Below are 21,492 nucleotides of genomic sequence, written 5' to 3'. Positions count from 1 at the left end.
ATTCGCAGACGAGACCGGAGCCACGTTCGATGACGAAGAGCCTGTACCCCACGTTTGGTGTGTTGCTGGTGGACGACGAGCCCTCGTTCCTGCGAAGTCTCGGGATTGCGCTGGAACGCAGCGGTGGTATCACCCATCTTCACCGCTGTCAGGATAGCCGTGACGTGATGGGGATACTGGCGCGGGAGAATATCGGTCTTGTCACACTTGATCTGACCATGCCGCACGTTGGTGGTGAGGAACTGCTGCATCAGATTGTTGAGGAACACCCGGAGGTTGGGGTGATCGTCATCAGCGGACTGAATCAGGTAGAAACAGCCGTCAACTGCATCAAGCTCGGCGCTTTCGATTATTTCGTCAAAACTGACGAGCAGGACCGGTTGATCGAAGGTATCAAGCGGGCTATCCGGCTGCAGGAGTTGCGGCAGGAAAACCAGGCGCTACGCCGGCATGTCCTCAACGACACTCTGGATCATCCCGAGGTGTTTGCGCCTATTGTCACGGGGGATAAGGGCATGCGGTCGGTGTTCCAGTATCTGGAATCGGTCGCGGTGAGCCGCGAGCCGATCCTGGTCTGCGGCGAAAGCGGGACTGGCAAGGAGCTGATCGCTCGCGCTACACATACCCTGAGCAAACGCCCGGGATCATTGGTTTGTGTCAATGTCGCCGGGCTTGATGACAACATGTTCGCCGATACGCTGTTTGGCCACCAGCGTGGTGCCTTTACCGGGGCCGAGACGGCGCGCGCCGGCATGATCGAGCAGGCCGCTGAGGGAACCCTGTTCCTCGACGAGATTGGTGATCTTAGTATGGCGTCCCAGGTGAAGCTTCTGCGGCTACTGCAGGAGGGGGAATACTATCCCCTGGGTAGCGACCGGCCAAAACAGCTACGGGCCAGGGTGCTGGTTGCCACCCATCAGGACCTGGCAACGAAGCAGGCAGCAGGGGAATTCCGCAAGGACCTATACTACCGCCTGCGCACCCACCATGTACGGATACCGCCGTTAAGGCACCGCAAGCAGGATATACCGTTGTTGCTGGAGCACTTTCTCGCCAAGGCTGCCGAGGAGATGGGGAAAACCAGACCGGTCGTACCTGCGGAGCTGCCGGTACTTTTGTCCAACTACGACTTCCCCGGGAACGTGCGGGAGTTGCGTGCCATGGTGTATGACGCCGTGGGCGTCCATCGCTCCCGCATGCTGTCGATGTCTGTGTTCAAGCGGGCCATCGATTTCAGTGGTTCGGAAACCACCCGCGCGCCTGTCGAGCACCGCTCTGTTTTCATCGCCGATGAACCATTGCCGGCGCTGCGTGATGTGGCGGATTTGCTGGTGCAGGAGGCAATGAGGCGTGCCGACGGCAATCAGTCCATTGCATCTCGACTGCTGGACATTTCCCAGCCTGCGTTGAGCAAGCGAATGAAAAAACTGCAGTCCTGAGTGTCATAGGGCCGTTTGAACCCCTATAACCTTTTGGACAGCTATAACCTCGTTTTTATCTTGTATCTAACGGATATTTAAAGATTAATCCTGATATTACCTGCCCCCTTGCGCTTCAGGTTATATCCCTTCCGCCTACACGGCTTCCGCATTAAATCCCTTATTTATCCTTTTGCAACAAGTGGTTAGGAGAATTCCGAAGGATTGGCGCAGTGCTTGCTCTAGTCGTGGCGGCGCTGTCGTTGGATGGGCGCCACACACTCACAACAACAAACGTGGAGGTTCCCGATGCTGGAACTACTCAACGACTTTCTTTGGGGCAAGCTCCTGATCGCAATGCTGATCGCGGTCGGTATTGGTTTTACCGTCGCATCACGCTTTGTACAGTTCCGTTACTTCGGCCGAATGTTCCGTATTTTTGGTGCGGGCCAGGCGTTCAGCCGTGACAAGCACGGCCACCTGAGCTCGTTCCAGGCGTTGCTGCTGTCCGTTGCCGGCCGGGTCGGTGGCGGCAATATCGCGGGTGTGGCAGTCGCCATCACCCTCGGTGGGCCCGGTGCCATATTCTGGATGTGGGTCGTGGGCCTGATGGGTATGGCCACCAGTTTCCTGGAGTGTACGCTTGCCCAGGCCTACAAGACGGCCGAGCCGGATGGTACTTATCGCGGCGGTCCTGCGTACTACATCTCACGCGGGCTGGGGCGGAACTGGAAGTGGCTGGCGGTTGTCTATTCATTTCTGCTGCTGGTGACCTTCGGATTCGGTTTCACCGCACTGCAGTCCTACTCCGTTGCGACGTCGTTTGAGGATGCTTTCGGGGTTCCCGTGATCTACACCGGAATCGCGATGGCGATTGCTGTCGGGGTCATCATATTTGGCGGTGTCAAACGCATCGCCCGAACGGCTGAGGTACTGGTGCCCGTTATGGCATTTGGCTATCTGGCGATCGCGGTGGTGGTGCTGGCGATGAATCTCGAGCAAGTGCCGACCATGCTGGCGCTGATCGTCAAGAGTGCGTTCGGCCTTGAGCCTGCAGTTGGCGGTGGTATTGGCGCCGCCATACTGATGGGGGTGAAGCGGGGCCTGTTCTCGAACGAAGCAGGGCTTGGCAGCGCGCCAAATGTCGCCGCCGTAGCCTATGTGCCGCACCCGGTAAACCAGGGTGGCGTGCAGGCGCTCTCGGTGTTTATCGATACCCTTGTGCTGTGTACCTGCACCGCACTGATTATCCTGCTGGGTACCGCCTATGACCCGACTCTGGGTACCGATGTCGGCGGGGTGGCCCTTACCCAGGCATCACTGGCCACTCATGTCGGTGAATGGGGGCGCGAATTCGTCAGCATTGCATTAATGCTTTTCGGTTTCAGCACCATTATTTACAACTACTACCTGGGCGAGAACAGCCTCAACTTCTTTAGTGAAGGAAATCATATGCTGTTCAACGCCTTCCGCGTTGCAGTTATTGTCCTGTGTGGCTGGGGTGCGACGACGGATCTCAGTACTGTATTCGGATTTGCAGACGTGACGATGGGATTGCTGGCACTGGCGAACCTGCTTGCATTGATTATGTTGATGCGGCCTGGGCTGAGGATCCTGCGCGACTTTGACGATCAGGTTGAGGCCGGTATCCCGCGGCCAGTGTTCGATGCCGCCAACTTTGTGGATCTCAACATCGATGCGACCGCCTGGGAGATCGAACCTGAAGATCGTCAAGGGACCGGCCGGTTCGTTGCTGAAAGTGCCGCAGCGACACGATGAATCTGCTGGCGCATTACCCGGGCGTGAAGGGGTCTTCGCGCCCGGGTGTTTCATCGACGACTGTCGAAGGTGTGCAGGAGTGGCTGGAAGGAATCCGCCACCAGGCAAGTACACGGCTCGGCCAGGGGAAGGTTGCAAGCTATATTCCGGCGCTGTCAAAACAGGACGCGAACCGGTTTGGTATCGCGATCTGTACCAACGACGGTCGCGTTTACGCCGCTGGCGATGCCCGGGAGCCGTTCTCGGTGCAGAGTATATCGAAGGTATTCCTGCTGACCCTGTCGCTGCGAGTCTTCGGTAACACACTTTGGGAGAGGGTCGGGCTCAACCCTTCCGGCATGCCGTTCAACTCCCTGATACAGCTTGAGGCGGAATGCGGCAAACCGCGCAACCCATTCATCAATGCTGGAGCTATTGTTGTCGCCGACTCTTTGGTCAGCGCTTTCGCGACGCCGGTACAGGTCATCCAGGACACAGCGAGGCGTCTGTCTGGCAATTCGTCCATACTGATCGACCGTGACGTCTTGGCCTCGGAATGGAAACACCGTTCGCGGAACGCCGCGATGGCTTATTTAACGAAGGCATTCGGCAACATTAATAACGAAGTTGACGATGTGCTCCACACCTATTTCGCTTGCTGCTCGTTAAGCATGAACTGTGTCGATCTGGCGGTGGCACTGAATTACCTGGCAGCAGATGGCTATTCCCGCCAGGCGGGCGAGCAGTTCGTGGAAGCGGAGTTGGCACGCAGGATCAACTCGCTGCTGTTCACCTCCGGCATGTATGACGCTGCCGGCGAGTTTGCCTACCGTGTTGGCCTGCCGGCCAAGAGTGGTGTCGGTGGTGGCATTGTGGCGATAGTGCCGGGCCAGTTCTCCGTCTGCGCCTGGTCGCCAGCGCTCGACGATAACGGCAATTCGGTGGTGGCCCAGTATGCATTGGAGCTGCTGTCGGAAAGCCTCGCTGTATCCTCAGCGTGCGCATGAGTGGATCGAAGCTGAGGCGGCCGCCGCAGAAGCGGCGAGCGTGATTCGTGATGCTAACGGCAACGAGCTGCAGGATGGCGACACCGTTTCCGTGATCAAAGATCTGAAAATCAAGGGTTCCAGTTCGGTGGTCAAGGTTGGCACCAAGGTGAAAAACATTCGCCCGGTAGGTGGCGACCATGACATCGATTGTAAGATCGACAGCATAGGCGCCATGAAGCTGACGTCGGAGTTTGTGAAGAAGGTTTGATGAACAACCGGGACTGGTTTATTTTCTGGATAGTTTTCTCGGCTGGCATCGCACGAGGCGGGCTTTGCCCTAGTCCAGCCAGGGAATATCGGGATGTCCCGGCTGGCTGAGTGCTTCGATCATTTCATCGGGGTAGATGCCCCGGTAATACTGTGCAAGCGTGCCATCCAGTTTCATCTGGTCAAGGGTTGCTTGCCAAAGATTGACAGTCGCATCCGGCGTATCCAGGGACATCGCAATGTACAGATATTTCGTCGAGGTGGCATAGGCCAGTCTGACTTCGTCCTCTGAATAACCCGTTTCGGCAAATATCGGCAAACGGGCAATGTCGCTGGTCATCCAGGCATCGACACGACCGTGCATCAGCATTTCCAGACACTGCTCCGACAGGGTGGGTTGCTCCAGATTAGTAAAGCCCCGAGCTTCCAGTGATTGTCCGCCGGAACTGCCGCGATAAGCGCAGATGCCATCAAGGGCGCGCGCGTCGTCCAATGTCTCTATTGAAATATCATCCTGGCGACGGACAAAAAGACCGCCAGTGATGCGTTTGATTGGACCAACCCACTTGAACTGGTGTTCCCGTATTTCTGATCGCGTGGTTTCAAACAATGCAATATTGGGTCCTCTCCGGGCCAGCATAAAGCCCCGGGCCCATGGAAGCAGAGTAATGTCACCCGGCACGCCGGCACGGTGCATCAATTCACGGACAAGTTCGGCGGTAGGGCCGGTTACACGGCCATTTTCATCGAAGTATTCACCGGGAGGCGAGTGCTCGGTCACGACAGTGATCGGTTCGCCCCAGGCATGGGCGCTGGAAAGCCCGCTGATTAGCAGCATTCCCGCGAGAATCGTTCCACTGAAACGGTAGTTCCAAACCATTCGCAAACCCTTTATCCCGGAAACCCGCCAGCCATCGTATCGTAACGGCCTGTGCCCATGCTGCTTCAGAATATCGAGCCGGAAAATAAATGTCTGTAACAGAACGAAAGTGCGAACGCCTTTTTGGTTATCCAATGCCGAACGCGTTGAACGCAGCGCATGAGACTCCTGGGGTTGAAATCTCGCGCCCACCCTCGCATGTCTATTAGTACGAAACATTCACTGAGCTGAATTTTCCAGATAATTTTCAAGGCAACGGGAGAAAGCATGGATAAGCGAACATTCGGAAACACGGACATTCAGGTAACCCCTGTCGGGCTCGGCACCTGGGCCATTGGTGGCTGGATGTGGGGCGGAACGGACGAAGCCCGGTCCATCGATACCATCCACAGGGCTATCGACAAAGGCATTGGTCTGATCGATACGGCGCCGGTGTATGGCTTCGGGCGCTCCGAGGAGATTGTGGGCAAAGCCCTTGCCAATGGCCGGCGGGATAAGGTTGCCCTGGCCACCAAGGTGGCTCTTAACTGGAGCGACGATCACGACAAAGTCTGGCGGGATTCCACTGCCTCGCGCATAGAGCGTGAGATCGAGGATTCCCTGAAACGCCTTCAGACGGACAGGATCGACATTTACCAGGTTCATTGGCCGGATCCGAAGACGCCCATGGAAGAAACTGCCCGGGCGCTGGAAAAGCTCTATCAGGCCGGGAAAATCCGGGCCATTGGTGTGAGCAACTTTACACCCTCACAAATGGACGAGTTGCAGAAGAGTGTGCCGCTGCACAGCTTGCAGCCCCCGTATAACCTGTTCGAACGGGATATCGAGCAGGAAATCCTTCCGTACTGCCGGGAAAACGGCATTGCCACCATTACCTATGGTGGGCTTTGCCGCGGCCTGCTGACCGGCAAGATGCGGGAAGATACGCAGTTCACCGGTGACGATCTGCGCAAGAACGATCCGAAGTTCCAGGGTGATCGTTATCGCCAATACCTGAATGCGGTGGCTGAGCTGGATGCATTTGCCAAAGAGCGCTATCAGAAAAATGTACTGGCGCTGGCGCTTCGTTGGCTGGTGGATCAGCCCGGTGTTACCACCGCGCTCTGGGGTGCGAGAAGGCCGGAACAGCTGGATCCAGTGGATGACATCGAAGGCTGGTCGCTCGATAAGGAGGCAATGGCCGCCATTGATGACATCCTGGACAGGTACATTGACGATCCCGTCGGGCCCGAGTTTATGGCGCCTCCGACTCGGTAATGTGTGGTCAGGCTCAAGTCGGGATATGTTGCTCTGGCCGGCTCCTGTGAATTACGTTGGCTTTGCCCTAAGCTTTTACTGAATCACTGGCGAATTCAGGCGGTTTCAGGGGGCCATGTCCGACAAAGAGCTACGCAACCGATCCGACAAACAGGCGATCGATCAGTTTATTAACGAGGTTCGCACCCTGCCCAAACATGGCGGCGGGCAGGGGCGGCTGATTTTCGCGCTGGAGGGCGACCGCAAGCCGCGAGGCGACCTGGGATCAGGCCTGCCACTTGCAGAGTGAGCTGTTTGTGGCGACCCGGGATATGGGCGGGCTGGCCATTCAGCTTTGTTACTATCGCGGTTTCGGCGAGTTCAAAGCCACGGGGTTTGTCACCGGGACCGGCCAACTGCTGAAGCTGATGAACGGCGTTTCCTGCCTCGGTGGTCGCACCCAGATCAGCCGGGTGCTGGCCCACGCGGTGAGAGAAACCCGCGCAAAACCCGTCAAGGCAGTGGTGTTTATCGGAGACTGCTGCGAAGAGCCGGTGGATGAGCTTTGTCATACCGCCGGAGAACTGGGCATGTTGAGAACCCCCGTGTTCATGTTCCATGAGGGCGAAGACGCCCATGCCAGAGCGGTGTTCCAGCAGGTCAGCAAACTCTCCGGTGGCGCTTACGCGCCCTTTGATCGCAACAGCCCGCAGGTTCTCAAGGATCTTATGGCCGCGGTCGCGGTCTATGCTTCCGGGGGCGCACGGGCGTTACGGGATTTTTCCCGCCGCAACTCCCCGGAGGTCAAGCGCCTGACCCGGCAGATCCGCTAGCGCTTGTAACAATCCACTGATGGGCCAACCAGCCCGGGGTATCTCAGTGCCATTAACGCTTTTGGTTATCTTCCTGTCGGTTGTCGCGTGGGTCTGGGTGCGTAACCAGCCGGCCAGCCAGCGCAAGGCCGCCATACTCAAACTGGTATTGAGCGCTGGCGTGACAATGGTGGCCCTGCTGGCCGTTACCGGCCGTCTGCACTTTGTGTTCGCCTTGTTAGTGCTGCTGTTCCCACTGCTGCGCCGGGTATTGCCGGCTCTGCTGATGGGCGGCGCGTCGGGGCTGGGCAAAGGCGACGCGACAGCCTCATCGGGCAACCAGTCCCACGTCTCCAGCGACATTCTCAAGATGAGCCTGGACCATGACTCCGGAACCATGAGTGGTGAGATCCTGAAGGGCCCCATGGCCGGCCGGGCACTGGCAGATCTGAGCGAGAGCGAATTTATCGAGCTGCTGCGGTATTGTCGGGAGCAGGATGAGGACTCTGCCAGGCTGCTGGAAACTTACCTTGATCGTCGTTTCGGGGATTCCTGGCGTGCTGATGACCAGGCTGACACGGACACTGGAAACGCCGGCGACCGTGGCAGTTCTGCGGGCGCCGGCGGCCCTCTGACCGAAAGCGAAGCCCTGGATATCCTCGGATTGGCGCCCGGTGCCAGCCGGGAAGATATTATCCAGGCCCACCGACGGATGATGCAGAAACTTCATCCTGATCGTGGTGGCAGCAACTACCTGGCGGCGCGTATCAATGAGGCCAAAGAATGTCTGCTGGGGTCTTAGGTAGATTCTGTAACTGAGCCCCTGGGGAAGGTTAAGGGGAATAAAAGGGGCTAAGTATTCTGCCTGTCACTGCTCTTCATTATTGCGGCGACCACACCTCCCCGTGTTGCATCACCCGGAAATCCGACTCACTGATGCCCTGTTTCTCCAGCGCCAGCCGCAGGCGCCGGGGAGGCTCGTCCATGGGCTCATCGGTGAGCACGAAGGTGCCCCAGTGCATGGCGACTGACTGGCGGGCGCCAATATCCTGGTGAATCCTGGCGGCCTCTTCCGGTGCTACGTGTACCGGCGACATGAACCAGCGCGGGTCGTAGGCGCCGATGGGTAGCAGCGCCAGATCAATAGGCGCGAACAGCTCGCCAATCGTTTGAAAAACCTGCCCATAACCTGTGTCCCCACCGAAATAGAACCGAAATCCCTCTATCTCCAGCAGCCAACTGCACCAGAGCGCGGTGTTGGTGTCGGTAGGGGTTCGTCCGCTGAAGTGCTGCGCTGGCAGGCAGAACACTTCGGTATCGCCCGCCAGGGGCGCGGATTGCCACCAGTCCAGTTCCACCAGGTTATGGATACCGCGCTTTTCGAACCAGCGTCGCATGCCCATGGGAATACAGAAGCGCAGGTTGTCCCCGAAACGTTGGTGCAACCGGCGCACCGTTGCTTCGTCGAGATGGTCGTAGTGATTGTGGGATATCAGTACGAGGTGGATAGGCGGCATTTCCTCGACCGTCAGGGCTGGTGGCGTAAACCGCTTCGGCCCGACCAACCGGAAGGGGCTGGCTCGGTCCGACAACACCGGGTCAGTCAGTACGTTCAGGCCGCGGTACTGGAACAGGAACGACGCATGCCCGAGCCAGACCAGTTGCGGCACTAATGGCGGGTGCGCCAGCAAGTGGCCATCCGGGCGCAGAAGTGTGTAGCGTTTACCCGGCGGAAAACGCCGGCGGGGAGCCAGTTGCCAGCGAAGGAAATCCCCCAGGCCATGGCGGGGCACCGGCTCCAGATTGCGATACTTGCCCTGGTAAAAATGAGGTTCTGCCGCAAGGGCGGCAAGGCGTTCACGGTCTATGGTCATGAATGGGGCTCGCTAGCGGGGTAGAGCCGGAATCGCTGCACGACCAGGGTAGACATGCCGGATTTTGACCGTAATTCGATTTGAGTGTCTGCTTGAAATAAAGTGGGCATCTGTTCCTATCCGCTGGGTAATTGTTCTATGTCAGGTGCTTTCAATTTGGTCACCCCCACCGAGATTGTATTCGGGCGGGGTCAGATAGCCCAACTTAACAGACGGGCCGCAAACCTTGGTGGCCGGGTTCTGGTTGTGCACGGCAGCAATCCCGCAAGGCTCGCTGGGGTATTCGAGTCGCTTACGGCAGTCGATATCGTGCAGACACTGTCGGTTGGAAAGGAGCCGGACCTGGAGACATTGATTGCCGCTATTGCTCAGGGCAAATCACTGGGTGTCGACCTGGTCCTTGGCATTGGCGGCGGCTCTGTGATGGATTCAGCCAAGGTACTTGCGGCCATGCTGCCAGGGCAGACCGAGTTGATGGCGCATCTGGAGGTGGTCGGCGACGGCCTGCCATTAGCCGCCAGGCGACTGCCTCTGATCCTGGTTCCCACCACGTCGGGAACCGGGGCCGAAGTTACCCGGAACGCTGTGATCGATATTCCGGAAGCCCGTCGCAAGGTAAGCCTGAGGGATAACCAGTTACTGCCTGACCTTGCTCTGGTGGACCCGTCACTTACTGACAACTGCCCCAGGCACGTCAGCCTGCATTCCGGGCTGGATGCGATCACCCAGGTCATCGAGCCCTACCTTTCGTCGCGCGCAAACCTGTTCACGGACATGTTATGTAAAGAGGCGATTCCCAAGGGGCTTCTGGCCCTGAAGCAGTTGATGGAGAGTGAAAGCAGGCAGGCACGTGACGCCCTGGCCCAGGTAAGCCTGTTTGGCGGGCTTGCGCTGGCCAACTCGGGGCTGGGTGTCGTGCATGGCATCGCCGGGCCGCTGGGCGGTTTATGTGGCGCGCCCCATGGCGCCATTTGCGGCGCCCTGTTGCCGGCCGGAATTGCGGCAAACCGGGATAGCGTGGTTGACGCTGGCCAGAAGGCCCGTATTGAGCAGGTGATTGGCTGGATTGCTGAGGTATTTGAGGCGTCCCCGGACCAGGCGTTGCCACGCTTTCGCGAGTGGATTGCCCGGAACGGTTTGCCCGGGCTTGCGTCGATTGGTGTGACCGAAGATCACATTATGTCTGCCTCGCAGGCGGCAGCCAGCTCCTCCTCCGTGAAGGCCAATCCGGTTGAGTTATCAACCGAAGCCATAGAAAGCATCATGCGACAGTCGCTTTGATCAAACTCGATTGAAAGGCTGGTGCAGCCTGGATCTATTTGACGCCATCGAACCGCATGGCCACCGTTCCGTTATCAGCTGCGAAAACCATTTGCATTCTTTGATCTTGCGTCGGGCCAAAAAATCCGACGCCGGAGTACTCGCCATTGCGATTAACGTTATCGTTGTTGCAGTTGGACATCGTGTAGGTGATGTTGAAGACATTAATCGAAGTATCGGGGATTGAAACGGTTTCGGTTCCTTGAAGGACGCAACCCGTAGCCTGCTTGTAGTACTCAGAGTACAAAGAGCCGTTTCCATCCACAGTCAGGGATACATCCGGCTGCCCCTCCTCTCTAGAGACATAAGTGCCGGAGGCTGTGCCCAGAGAGATGCCCAGATCGCTGAGCGAGTTTATTCGCTGCAAGGTGACGTTGGTATTCACCTGGCCCGAAGCGTCGGCGGTCGAAAAGGTAGCCGACCCCTGAGAGGTGATCGTCCCGGTTATGACTCCTTGCTCGGCGCCCTTATCTTCAAAAAAGCCTTTAGGATCTGGCTGGCCAGGATCTAGTTGGCGGTAATCATGGCTAGTCCCGCTGATCCTCATGTTAGCAAAGGCGAGATTGCCAAGAGTAAGCCCGGCGCTGCCTCCAAAAACAGCGGCAAAATTTCCCGTAGGGCTCAGATAAGTGGTCGCGGCTTTCGGAGGGGCGCCATTTACGTACAGTATTTTCGCCTCATACAGACCGGCTTTCAGTGTGGTAGGGGCACCACCTGAGGTGGTAGTGGTGCTGCTCGAACTGCCCCCGCAGGCGCTCAAAATTAGACTGGTGCATAGGGTTATTGCTGCAAAACCGGGGTACAGCGTCCTTCTTAGCATTGCACACCTCCGTGACGCGACAACCGTAAGGTAGTTTGTCGGTCTTCTGTAATGCCGCAATATCAGAGCCAAGATTAATTTTTTGTTTTGATTCAGCGGCTTGGAATTTTTGTTTACAGGTTGAGGTCGAGGGTGTGTGAAGCATATCGACACCAGGGCCAACCGGGACTGATTGATTTCCTCCGGGCCATTCCACCAGAAGCTACTCGGCTTGCAGTTGTGGTGGAGCCGAAAATGCGCTGAAGTTCTGGTGAGCCCTGCCGATAACCAAAAAATACTGTTTCCTGCAGAGAGTGAAAACAACAATGAATGCAGTCGCTTCAGAAGGTCGTCTATGGCAACCCTGGGCATGCCGCGTCAGCAGCGTTTTGGTTCTGGCCCTGTTTGCACTGGTTGTGGTGGTGCCGGCTTTTGCCCTGATCGGGTTTGGGCTGGCTTTTCTGATAACGGGATTGGCCTGGTGGCTGGGCCGTGATCGGTCGGCCAGTGCCGAAACGCAGACGGACTCCGGCGCGGGCCAGGGGGTGCTCGATATATCCAGGGACCAGCCAGTCGGCTCCGGCCAGGCAGGGCGGATTGCCAGAGAGCACAATGAGCTGTTGGTCAGCATGCGGAGCGCGCTGTCAGATCTGCGCCATCATGCGGTGCAGGTGGCGGTGCAGTCCGCGCGGCTGCGCAAGCTCACCGGCGAGGCACAGCAGAGCGCCAGCAAGCAGGAAGAAGTCTCGGAGCTGATTGCCCAGTCCAGTGGCGAGGGTGCCACCGCCCTGGAGGACATTACCCAGCGAACCGGATCGGTTTCGGAGCTCAATTCCCGGAATCTTGACGGCGTGCGGCAGTCCAATCAGGCGCTTTCTCAGGTGGCGGAACAAATCCGGCAGGTTAATGACCAGTTGCTGACCTTCCGCGAGACGGTGGCAGGCCTCAGCGAGAGCGCGGGTAAAATCGGCAAGATTCTGGAGATGGTGCAGGGGTTCTCAGACCAGACCAATCTGTTGGCGTTGAATGCCGCCATCGAGGCGGCCCGCGCGGGCGAGGCCGGTCGTGGCTTTGCTGTGGTGGCCGATGAAGTGCGCCAACTCGCCCAGAAGATTGCGTCGGCCACGGGTGACGTGAATCAGATCATCAGCGATATGGATTCCCGGGTTGTTCGCACCGAAAAGGACACCGCACAGTTGCTGGAGCACACCGATCAGGCCCGCAAGGACGTCACCTCGACAGCATCCCAGTTTGGCGACATGCTGCAGTACATCGAGCAGGCGCACGAAGAGCTGCTCTCGATTACCTCCTCAGTGGAGGAGGTCAGTATTACCAATCGTCAGGTGCACGAGCACGGCAACCAGATTCATCAACTTGGCCGTGAACTGGCGAGGGAAATCGCCGAATCGGACGCCTACTCCGAGCAACTGCGCAAGGCTACCGAGGCCTCAATGGCGTTGTTGGCCCGCTACCGAATCGGGCGAGGCGCGTTCGAGGAAATTCTGGAAGAGCGTCAGGCGCTGGCGGCAGAATTCGAGAACAGGCTCAATGAGCTGGCCCAGCAAGGCGTTGACATCTTTGACCGCCGTTATGAACCGGTGCCGAATACCTGGCCACAAAAGTACCGGACCCGATTCGTCGATCGTTTCAAACAGGCGCTCCAGGATTTGACCGACCGCAGTAAAGAGCGCTTTGACGGTACGATTTACAGCCTGTTGTTGGACGCCAATGGTTACATTCCGGTTCACCACAAAGCAACGTCGCAGCCAATCACCGGTGATCGTGAAAAAGACCTTCTCTTCAGCCGTGATCAGCGGCTCTATAACAGCAACGAAACGGAACAACGGCGAGCCAGCCACACCGAACGGTTCCTGCTGCAGACCTATATCCGCGATACGGGAGAAATTCTGAATGATCTCTCGATTCCCGTGTATGTGAACGGCAAGCACTGGGGCGCGGTGGTCATGGGCTTTAATCCGGATCTTCTACTGACGGGTAACAGGTAGCTGCCCTCATCAGTTTCGGTACTTTGCGGTCGGTATCATCGGCTCGCTGGTTCAGGCAAAATCGTATTTTCCGCCCTTTTCCAGTGCCTGCCGGTAGGCCGGCCTCGCATGCACCCGTTCCACCCAGGCGGTGATATGGGGCCGGTTCCTGCCGACGATGCCGCGGGCTACGGAGGCTTCCAGCGGGAAGCTCATCTGGATGTCCGCCGCGCTTAGGTTGTCTCCCAGAAACCAGGTGTTTTTTGCCAGATGGTCTTCGACAAAATCGAGGTGGGTCTTGATCATCGGTCCGATGAAGGTCTCATTGGTTTTGTCGGAAATGCCTTTGGCCACTGGCTTGATGAAGAACGGCATGGGGCTGGTTTTTATTTTCTCGAACACCAGGCGCATCACCAGCGGCGGCATCAGGGACCCTTCGGCGTAATGCAACCAGTAGGTGTAATCGAGCCACGCCTGGCCGCCATCCTCCGGCAGCATGGTGTCTTTGCCGTAGGTGTGGGCAAGGTATTCGATAATGGCACCGGATTCCGCGACCACCAGATCACCGTCGGTAATCACCGGGGATTTGCCCAGCGGGTGAACCTTCTTCAGGCTCTCCGGTGCCAGCATGGTTTTCGGGTCACGCTCGTAGCGTTTGATCTCATAGGGCACGCCGAGCTCTTCCAGCATCCAGAGAATGCGTTGTGAGCGGGAATTGTTGAGGTGGTGAACTGTAATCATGTGCAAGCTCCGTTCGCATTGAAAAATGGCCAGGTAGGAAGAGTAGTCTGGAAATGGGTTTTTGGTTCACTGCCGGAAGGTCTGGTCAGAGTTCGGTGAACCGGAAATTAGTCACAGGCTCAGGGTCTACCTTAATGTTTCAGGGAGCTTCATCATATCGATTCCGCCACATTCGGAGCGGAAAGAGCGGGGCCTATAAGCAACCTACCCATGCCTGCTACCGGTTCCTTTTTTCCTGAAGGGCCTTACGGGCATTGCCAGTAGCGCGCCAAGTTGCTGGTCGCTGGCCTCTGAAAACTCGTTCAGGCCAAAACCTGAAGGCGTCGGGGAGCAAAGAGGGCAGGTATAGGTGCCAAACAGCCGGTCCCAGACAGTCAAAACCTCCCCGAAGTTGGAATCGGTCTCGGGTTGTTGTCTTGAGTGGTGATACTGATGCGTGCCCGGTGTCACGAAAAAGAGGTTGATCAGGGACTCTGCACGGGTGTTCAGGCGGATATTCGAGTGGGCCAGAAGCTGAGCGGCCTTGACTGCAATCACATAGGGGATGACCTGACTGGGTGCCAGGGCCAGTGTTGCCATCAGCAGATAGATAACGAGCAAACTGACAAGGACTTCCCCTGGGTGGTGACGAAAGGTCGTTGAATAATCCAGTTCAAGGTCACAGTGGTGCACGCGATGCAGTCGCCAGAGCGCGCTGAAGTGGTGGTATGCGCGGTGGAGCCAGTAGCTGACCAAATCCAGAACCAGGAAAGCAATCAGGGCCGCCAGCAATGGGTTTAGGCGGGGAGAAGGTGACGCTGGTAGCAGAAACAGGGAAATCCATACCGGAGAGGCAAGAAGAAGGGCCTCGTTGATAAAGCCCAGGCTCAGGTTGTTAAACCAGCGATCGTAACGATCGCGGACAAGCTCGTTTCGGGTGAAGCGATATTCCGCTGCAACAACCAGCGGAATACTGATCAGGTACAGAATCTGATAAGCGGCCATGGCATTTTATTAGGGCCCTTCTGGAACTGCAGCGTCCCTGCTTTCCTTGTCCCTGCTACCTGTAAAAGGTTTTGTTGTGGAAAAGCACTACTTACGAAACTTCCTGACGACATAGAGTGCTGCCACACTCGCTGCAAATAATCCCAGAATGCCGGGTTCCGGAACCGAAACCGGAGGTGGTACGATACCGGCGAGAGCAGTTGCAGAGAGCATTGAGACGATCAATCCAGTGATGAGGTATTTCATAATGAACCTTCCATGTTGTGGGCTCATTATGAATGAAGCATTTTCCAGGCCAATGGCACCGAAGCTACGGGAATCAATAACCTGGATTTTTTGCAAATTTTCAGCTGTAAAAATATTCGACGGGTCGACGTCGGATGGCAGGCATCGGCGAGTTCCCGCCCTAAAACTCCAGACAGATCTTGCCGAAATGCTTGCCAGACTCCTCGTAGCGGAATGCATCCGCAATATCTTTCAATGCGAATGAGTGGTCAATGACCGGTCAATGATCTCAAGATTATCCAATCCGCCTGGTTGCGACAGAGTGACGACAATCATGCTGTGGCCTCCAAAAGTGTGATCATCAGATATCAATAAACCGGGGCGCTAGCATCAGCACAATGCCAACAGCCACCAGGGCAAGGGTATTGGTTACCAGGTAAGGGTACAGCATCAGGGCTATCCCGCAGTAACGGGCGACCAGGTTTGACTGCCTTCGCCCGTAAATGAAATAACCGATTCCGATGGAGCTGAACAGCAGTCCCCAAAACAGGTTGGCGGTTTCCATAGCGTGATTATCTCCGGCTAAAGGCGACCCGGATGTCGCCCGGATTCGGGTTCATCATGAACTTTATACCTTTTGTACTATTCATGCTCCGCCCTCGTTGGTTTCATCGCACTGGGGTTGCATCCGGCAGTTTACTGCGCTAATTTAAATCGTGCACAAGGTAATCGTGAGCGAGTTATATGCCAGAGCCTGAATCCTCAGAACTATTGGAGCGCGGAGCCGACCTGCTGACGCTGGACCGGCAGATGTGTTTCGCCCTCTATTCCGCGTCGCTGGCCATGACCAAGCTGTATAAGCCGTTGTTGTCGGAGCTGGGGCTGACGTATCCCCAGTATCTGGTGATGCTGGTGTTGTGGGAACAGGACGGCATCCGGGTCTCTGGTCTCAAGGAGCGTCTGTTCCTGGATTACGGCACCCTGACGCCGCTTGTGAAACGCCTGGAGAAACAGAAGTTGTTGGAGCGGCATCGGTCACCTGAGGACGAGAGGCAGGTGATCATTCGACTTAGCGAGAAAGGACGGAGCCTGCAGGAAGTGGCAGGGCGGATTCCTGAGCGGATAGCGAGCGCCTCTGGTTGCTCACTGACCGAACTTGAAGACCTGAAAACCCAGCTCTGTGCCCTGAGGAACCGCTTGCACAGTCATCTGGACAATCATCTGGAAGAGATCGCCTGACCGGGCGCTCTCGCCTGAACCAAGCAAAGAGGAGAGCATTATGTCTATCGAACAAGTTGCATATCGTGCCTACGCAGAAGCAACCGGCGGCCGTGATGGCCGGGCCATTTCTTCCGACGGCGTTCTGGACGTTGAGCTGTCGACGCCCAAAGAACTGGGCGGTGCCGGCGGCAAAGGCACGAACCCGGAGCAGCTGTTTGCGGCCGGTTACTCCGCGTGCTTCATCGGGGCAATGAAGTTTGTGGCGGGCCGTGACAAGCTGAAAATACCGGAAGATGCCTCTATTGAAGGCGTTGTCGGTATTGGTCAGATTCCCGGCGGGTTCGGTATTGAAGTGGAGCTGCGTATCAGCCTGCCGGGCATGGACGATGCCCAGGCCAAGCAGCTGATTGATGAAGCCCATAAGGTGTGCCCCTATTCCAACGCTACCCGTGGCAACATCTATGTAACTCTCAACCGGGTCGACTGACACCGGGTTTCCATGGATTAAAGGACCGGACAGGGCTACTCGGTCAGATGAATGTCCATGGTGATGTCAGATTTCAGAGCTTTTGATACCGGGCAGTTCATCTTGGCGGTGTTGGCCGCCTCCAGGAATTCTGACTGCCCAATTCCGGGTACTTTTGCAGTAACGTCAAAATGGATGGCTGATATTTCGAAGCCGTCGCTCCCTTGGCTCAGAGTCACACTGGCCTTGGTGTCAATGCTGTCAGGTACATGCTCGGACTCACCCAGGATCATGGACAATGCCATGGAAAAGCAGCCTGCATGGGCAGCGCCGAGCAGCTCCTCCGGGTTGGTTCCCTTGCCATTCTCAAAACGGGTTTTGAAGGAATACTGCTGCTCTGAAAGTACGCCACTTTCTGTGGAAACTGTACCCTTGCCATCCTTCAGGCTGCCTTCCCAGTGTGCGCTTGCATTGCGTTTCATGGTGTCTCCTTGCCATTTCAGATTGCTGTATGAGCTTCCGGATTTATTGGCGCGGCTAAAAAGGCTGCGCACAATAAACCCTATCTGACTTAAACATGGGATCTAAACCTCGTCAACAGGGCGACAATCCATTTCGGCGTTACCGACCAGGGGATGGGGCATTGGCCGTTTCCACGGATGACAGATTGCCAGCCAGAGATACTTCAGGAACCAGATGCCAAAGGGGTAGCTCCTGCGGTCCTGCCGTGGAGTGAACGCGCTTCGCCTTGATGGCGCTCAATGCGGGCCTCTTATTTGATGCCTTCGAATTTCATCGCCACGATGCCGTTGTGGGCTGCGAATATCATTTGCATTCGCCCATCTGGTGCCGGGCCGAAAAAGCCGACGCCGGAGTATTCGCCATTGTGATTGTCGTCGTTGCAGTTGGACATTGTGTAGGTGATATTAAAGACGTTGATTGAAGCATCAGGCACGGAGACGCTGTCGGTTCCTTCAAATCGGCAGCCCGTCTCCAGCGTATAGTGCTCAGCATAGAGTGATCCGTCGCTAGAGATGTTCAGAAATACATCAGGTGAAGCTACATAAGTACCAGAAGCTCTCCCCAGCGAGATCCCCAAATCGCTGAGAGCATTTTGCCGCTGCAGCGTGACGTTCGTATCAACCTGACCCTTTGCGTCAGAGGTAGAAAACGTTGCAGACCCTTGTGAGGTAATAGTCCCGGTTATCGTTCCGTCCTCAACGCCCTTATCTTCAAAAAAACCTTTAGGATCCGGTTGGCGGTAGTCACTACTGGTCCCGGTGATTCTCGTGTTAGCAAAGTCGAGATTTCCAAGCGTAAGTCCCGAATTCCCTCCGAAGACAGCTGCAAACTTGCCTGTCGGGCTGAGGTAAATGGTAGCGGTTTGTTGAGGATTTCCATTAAGGTACAGTACTTTTGCCTTGTAGAGTCCGGCTTTCAGCGTGGTGGCATCTCCATCCGAGCTGGCAGGACTGGCAGAGCCACCGGAGCTACCAGAGCCTCCGCCTCCGCCACAGGCACTCAGTAATACACTGGCGCATAGTACTGTTGCAGCAAGACCTGAATTAAAAGTCCTTTTAAACATAATGCACTCCCTCTAAACATCTTTTGGGAAATCTGCTTTTACCGTTTTCAGGGGACAGCTATCACCATTACTTGAGGGAGAGCATTGCTCTCGCGCACAACGCTGATGGGGGTTGGACATCCGGAAACCGTGCAGAGGCCGGACAGATCGTTGGCTTCTTAAGAAAGATCGGCCGTCGCGTGGGGCGAAACCGCCTTGAGGAAAGGTTCTGTGTGGGTTCATAGCCATACTACCGATTAGCGGCTTGTAACGTTTTCAGGCTAGCGTGTCAGTGAGGTTCTGTCTGTTCGCTACCGTACTAAGGGGGAGAAGACCCCCTCTTCACCAGTATGGATGGCTACCGGTAAGGCGATCCGGTTTCAAGGTTGACAGCGAAAGCAGCGGATACAACTGAGCAAAGCGATTTTGCTTCTTCAGGCAAAATCGTAGTCGCCGGAAATGCCTTTGGCCACTGGCTTGTGAACTGTAATCATGCGCAAGCTCCGTTCGCATTGAAAATGGTCGGGTGTGAAGAATAGTCTTCAAACGGGGTTTTTGGTTCACCGCCGGAAGGTTTGATCAGGTTTCGGTGAACCGGGAAGTTAGCATCAGCGAGGCGCCTACCTTAATGCTTCGGTGGGCTTGATCATATCGATTCGGCCACATTCAGAGGGAGTAGGCGGGGACGTACAAGCAGCCTATTCAGACCGGCTGACTTTTTCTTTCCTGAAGGTTCGAAGTGGCAGTGCCAATAGCGCGCCAAGCTGCTGATGCGTGCCCGGTGTCACAAAAAGCAGATTGATCAGGGACTCTGTACGGGAGTTCAGGCGGATATTCGCGTGAGCCAGTAGCCGGACAAATCCAGAGCCAGAAGAAGGGCTTCGTTGATAAAGCCCAGGCTCAGGTTATTGAACCAGCGGTCATACCGATCCCGGAGAAGTTCGTTCCGGGCGAAGCGGTACTGGGCTGCCAAAATAAGCGGAATGCTGAGCAGGTAAAGTATCTGATAGGTTGCCATAGAACTTTGTTCGGGCGTTTATGGAACTGCAGCGTCACTGCTTCCTCGTCCCTGTATGTCCGTAAAGGTTTGCTTTACTGCAACCTACTATTATTTCCGGAATTTCCTGACGACAAACAGCGCCGCCACGCTGGCTGCAAATAAACCCAGCATGCCGGGCTCGGGAACCGGGGTGACTGGGCCTGTTATACCTGCCAGCGCAGTCGCAGAGAGGGTTGAGAGAATCAGTCCAGTGATAATGTATTTCATAGTGAACCTTCGATTTTTGTGGGCTCACAATGGGCATGCCATTTTTCAGGCCAGGGATGCTGAAACCTGCGCAATCAATGACCTGGATTTTGGGCAAATGCACAGGTGTAAAGATATCCGGCGGTTTGAAGGGGGAGTCGCTAACTTCGATTGCGCGCGGTAAAAGTATGGTGTTTAAGGCTTTGGAGAATCTCGGGTACTTTGAAGGGCAGCAGCGTCCTGACTGCTTTCAGCAGGCTGATAATGGCATTCATTCGCTTGTACCAGAGCACCGTGCGTATCTTCTTCTTCATGGGGTGATAGCCCTCCAGATAAAGCTCTTCCACGCGATCGGCGTTGTTGGTGAGGCTGTAATGGCTTAAATCCAGAGGCACGGCTATGTCAGCGTTTTTGAGCTGCTTGCGGGTATTGAAGTCGATCCCGATGTTGATGGCGTTGGTGATTACATCAAAGGTACTCTCCGGTTTCGGGTACCGGCTGACATGGCTCAGGTCGATGGCGACGGTAATCCCTGCGCCCATTTTCGCCAGGGGTGAAATCGGGACGTTCTCAACCAGCCCGCCATCTACCAGAATCCGGCCATCAATCTCCACTGGCACAAACAGGCCGGGTACTGCCATGGAGGCGCAGACGACATCCGCCAGGTTCCCTTCTCTGAAAATGAGCTGCTCGCCGGTTTCGATATCCGTTGCGCAGATGGCCAGCGGGATTTCAGCGTCTTCGATCCGGACATCCCCAAGATCGCGATGGATCATCTCCCGGATGGCATTGGTGCTGAACAGGCCTCCACGCTCAAGCGTGAAATTGATAATTTTCGACAGGTTCAGCGTCGAGCAAATGGAAAGTATGGACTCTGCCGGTCGGCCGAAGGCGTAATAGCAGGCGATAAGTGCGCCCGCGCTGGTGCCGGAAATGCAATGAATCCTGATCTGCTCTTCTTCGAAGGCCTTCAGTACGCCAATGTGGGCAATGCCCTTGGCCGCACCGCCTCCCAGAGCCAGGCCGATACGGGTGTTAAACGGGTTGAGCTTCATGCGTGGGCCCTGATGAATCGACTGATTTACTCCATTCTACCGTTCGGCATGCAGCATGGAATGCCTGGCCTTTGTAATATTCGCATTTCGTCCCCATGAATCAGATATAAACCACAAAACAGGAGGTCGACAATGACGGCACCAACACTCAAGGAACAATTGAACAACGCAGTGAAAGAGGCAATGCGGAACAAGGATAAAACCCGGCTTGTAACCTTGCGCATGGCCCAGTCTGCCGTAAAGCAGATCGAGATTGATGAACGCCGCGAGCTGAATGACGAGGACGTTCTGAAGGTGCTGGACAAAATGCTGAAGCAACGCCGCGATGCCGCCAGTCAGTACGACGATGCCGGTCGTGAGGAGTTGGGTGACAAGGAACGGGCGGAAATGGTGATCATCGAAGAGTTCATGCCCGCCGCCCTGAACGAGGATGACCTGGATGGCCTTATCCGCATGGCGATCAGCTCAACCGACGCCCAGGGTATGCAGGATATGGGTAAAGTGATGAACGAACTGAAGCCCCAGGTACTTGGCCGGGTTGATATGGGCCATCTTAGCAAGAAGGTGCGGGAAGCGCTGGCGGGTTGAAATTCACGCGCGGTACCTTCAGCTGTAACAGGAAGTAAACGCCAATCAGCTAACCAGGAGAACC

The 21,492-nt window shown here is 56.2% G+C and carries 22 protein-coding genes and 3 pseudogenes; 12 read left to right on the top strand and 13 right to left on the bottom strand.

The features are described 5' to 3' along the window. Positions 1–29 precede the first annotated feature (29 nt). From msub_RS10765 to msub_RS10750, 4 genes and pseudogenes are all read left to right on the top strand, one after another. On the top strand, positions 30–1,439 hold the full coding sequence (locus tag msub_RS10765) for a sigma-54-dependent transcriptional regulator (protein WP_048496018.1): 1,410 nt from the start codon (positions 30–32) through the stop codon (positions 1,437–1,439). Between the two features lie 288 nt (positions 1,440–1,727). After that, the gene (locus tag msub_RS10760; RefSeq protein WP_048496017.1) at positions 1,728–3,197 is read left to right on the top strand and encodes an alanine/glycine:cation symporter family protein; all 1,470 of its coding nucleotides are present in this window, start codon (positions 1,728–1,730) and stop codon (positions 3,195–3,197) included. A 71-nt stretch (positions 3,198–3,268) separates the two neighbouring features. Then, positions 3,269–4,183 carry a glutaminase B gene (gene glsB, locus msub_RS10755; RefSeq protein ID WP_048497065.1) on the top strand — a complete coding sequence of 305 codons (915 nt, stop codon included), beginning with the start codon at positions 3,269–3,271 and terminating at the stop codon, positions 4,181–4,183. Continuing rightward, positions 4,167–4,433: pseudogene (locus tag msub_RS10750) on the top strand (zinc ribbon domain-containing protein YjdM); the annotation flags it as partial. The gene glsB and the pseudogene msub_RS10750, both read left to right, overlap by 17 nt. A 69-nt stretch (positions 4,434–4,502) precedes the next feature. On the opposite strand, the gene msub_RS10745 reads toward msub_RS10750, so the two are convergent. Beyond that, positions 4,503–5,531, bottom strand: a complete 1,029-nt coding sequence (locus msub_RS10745; protein WP_082146459.1) for a substrate-binding periplasmic protein — start codon at positions 5,529–5,531, stop codon at positions 4,503–4,505. A gap of 48 nt (positions 5,532–5,579) precedes the next feature. Here msub_RS10745 and msub_RS10740 point away from each other — a divergent pair, with 48 nt between their 5' ends. The 3 genes and pseudogenes from msub_RS10740 (at position 5,580) to msub_RS10730 (ending at position 8,162) form a co-directional block, all read left to right on the top strand. After that, complete coding sequence (locus tag msub_RS10740) at positions 5,580–6,569, top strand: aldo/keto reductase (protein WP_048496014.1); 990 nt, start codon at positions 5,580–5,582, stop codon at positions 6,567–6,569. 115 nt (positions 6,570–6,684) lie between these two features. Beyond that, positions 6,685–7,381, top strand: a pseudogene (locus tag msub_RS10735) (VWA domain-containing protein). A gap of 46 nt (positions 7,382–7,427) precedes the next feature. Continuing rightward, complete coding sequence (locus msub_RS10730) at positions 7,428–8,162, top strand: J domain-containing protein (RefSeq protein ID WP_048497064.1); 735 nt, start codon at positions 7,428–7,430, stop codon at positions 8,160–8,162. Positions 8,163–8,241: 79 nt separating this feature from the next. On the opposite strand, the gene msub_RS10725 is transcribed toward msub_RS10730, so the two are convergent. Further along, entirely contained in the window at positions 8,242–9,234 is a 993-nt protein-coding gene (locus tag msub_RS10725; protein ID WP_048496013.1) for an MBL fold metallo-hydrolase, read from the bottom strand. A gap of 138 nt (positions 9,235–9,372) precedes the next feature. On the opposite strand from msub_RS10725, the gene msub_RS10720 reads away from it, so the two are divergent. Beyond that, positions 9,373–10,515 (top strand): iron-containing alcohol dehydrogenase, encoded by a 1,143-nt coding sequence (locus msub_RS10720; RefSeq protein ID WP_048496012.1) that lies wholly within the window; start codon positions 9,373–9,375, stop codon positions 10,513–10,515. A gap of 34 nt (positions 10,516–10,549) precedes the next feature. Here msub_RS10720 and msub_RS10715 read toward each other — a convergent pair whose 3' ends face one another. Beyond that, complete coding sequence (locus tag msub_RS10715) at positions 10,550–11,374, bottom strand: hypothetical protein (protein ID WP_048496011.1); 825 nt, start codon at positions 11,372–11,374, stop codon at positions 10,550–10,552. A gap of 305 nt (positions 11,375–11,679) precedes the next feature. Here msub_RS10715 and msub_RS10710 point away from each other — a divergent pair, with 305 nt between their 5' ends. Further along, positions 11,680–13,359 carry a methyl-accepting chemotaxis protein gene (locus msub_RS10710; RefSeq protein WP_082146458.1) on the top strand — a complete coding sequence of 560 codons (1,680 nt, stop codon included), beginning with the start codon at positions 11,680–11,682 and terminating at the stop codon, positions 13,357–13,359. A 51-nt stretch (positions 13,360–13,410) separates the two neighbouring features. Here msub_RS10710 and msub_RS10705 read toward each other — a convergent pair whose 3' ends face one another. The 5 genes and pseudogenes from msub_RS10705 to msub_RS10695 form a co-directional block, all read right to left on the bottom strand. Beyond that, positions 13,411–14,079, bottom strand: a complete 669-nt coding sequence (locus msub_RS10705; RefSeq protein ID WP_048496009.1) for a glutathione S-transferase family protein — start codon at positions 14,077–14,079, stop codon at positions 13,411–13,413. Between the two features lie 204 nt (positions 14,080–14,283). Next, positions 14,284–15,063, bottom strand: a complete 780-nt coding sequence (locus msub_RS10700; protein ID WP_048496008.1) for a sterol desaturase family protein — start codon at positions 15,061–15,063, stop codon at positions 14,284–14,286. An 87-nt stretch (positions 15,064–15,150) separates the two neighbouring features. Next, complete coding sequence (locus msub_RS22535; protein ID WP_227506795.1) at positions 15,151–15,276, bottom strand: PEP-CTERM sorting domain-containing protein; 126 nt, start codon at positions 15,274–15,276, stop codon at positions 15,151–15,153. Between the two features lie 193 nt (positions 15,277–15,469). Next, positions 15,470–15,568, bottom strand: a pseudogene (locus msub_RS21530) (zinc-binding dehydrogenase); the annotation flags it as partial. A gap of 81 nt (positions 15,569–15,649) precedes the next feature. Continuing rightward, positions 15,650–15,853: a hypothetical protein gene (locus msub_RS10695; protein ID WP_048496007.1), complete on the bottom strand. Its 204-nt coding sequence runs from the start codon at positions 15,851–15,853 to the stop codon at positions 15,650–15,652. Positions 15,854–16,032: 179 nt separating this feature from the next. Between msub_RS10695 and msub_RS10690 the strand changes: the two genes are divergently transcribed. After that, positions 16,033–16,527 (top strand): MarR family winged helix-turn-helix transcriptional regulator, encoded by a 495-nt coding sequence (locus msub_RS10690; RefSeq protein ID WP_048496006.1) that lies wholly within the window; start codon positions 16,033–16,035, stop codon positions 16,525–16,527. A gap of 40 nt (positions 16,528–16,567) precedes the next feature. Continuing rightward, positions 16,568–16,996 carry an organic hydroperoxide resistance protein gene (locus tag msub_RS10685; RefSeq protein ID WP_048496005.1) on the top strand — a complete coding sequence of 143 codons (429 nt, stop codon included), beginning with the start codon at positions 16,568–16,570 and terminating at the stop codon, positions 16,994–16,996. 35 nt (positions 16,997–17,031) lie between these two features. On the opposite strand, the gene msub_RS10680 is transcribed toward msub_RS10685, so the two are convergent. The 5 genes from msub_RS10680 to msub_RS10660 form a co-directional block, all read right to left on the bottom strand. Beyond that, entirely contained in the window at positions 17,032–17,457 is a 426-nt protein-coding gene (locus msub_RS10680) for an OsmC family protein (protein WP_048496004.1), read from the bottom strand. Positions 17,458–17,747: 290 nt separating this feature from the next. Further along, positions 17,748–18,560, bottom strand: coding sequence for a hypothetical protein (locus msub_RS10675; protein ID WP_048496003.1), 813 nt, complete (start codon positions 18,558–18,560; stop codon positions 17,748–17,750). Positions 18,561–19,362: 802 nt separating this feature from the next. After that, positions 19,363–19,557 (bottom strand): hypothetical protein, encoded by a 195-nt coding sequence (locus msub_RS10670; RefSeq protein WP_048496002.1) that lies wholly within the window; start codon positions 19,555–19,557, stop codon positions 19,363–19,365. A gap of 90 nt (positions 19,558–19,647) precedes the next feature. After that, the gene (locus msub_RS22530) at positions 19,648–19,806 is read right to left on the bottom strand and encodes a PEP-CTERM sorting domain-containing protein (protein WP_082146457.1); all 159 of its coding nucleotides are present in this window, start codon (positions 19,804–19,806) and stop codon (positions 19,648–19,650) included. 140 nt (positions 19,807–19,946) lie between these two features. Continuing rightward, entirely contained in the window at positions 19,947–20,840 is an 894-nt protein-coding gene (locus msub_RS10660) for a patatin-like phospholipase family protein (RefSeq protein ID WP_048496000.1), read from the bottom strand. Positions 20,841–20,972: 132 nt separating this feature from the next. Between msub_RS10660 and msub_RS10655 the strand changes: the two genes are divergently transcribed. Next, on the top strand, positions 20,973–21,428 hold the full coding sequence (locus msub_RS10655; RefSeq protein WP_048495999.1) for a GatB/YqeY domain-containing protein: 456 nt from the start codon (positions 20,973–20,975) through the stop codon (positions 21,426–21,428). Positions 21,429–21,492 lie beyond the last annotated feature (64 nt).

The organism is Marinobacter subterrani, assembly GCF_001045555.1.
In the GTDB taxonomy this organism is placed as follows: Bacteria; Pseudomonadota; Gammaproteobacteria; order Pseudomonadales; family Oleiphilaceae; genus Marinobacter; species Marinobacter subterrani.
Note: the sequence above shows the minus strand (reverse complement) of the source record. Positions and strands in the feature narration are given on the sequence as shown.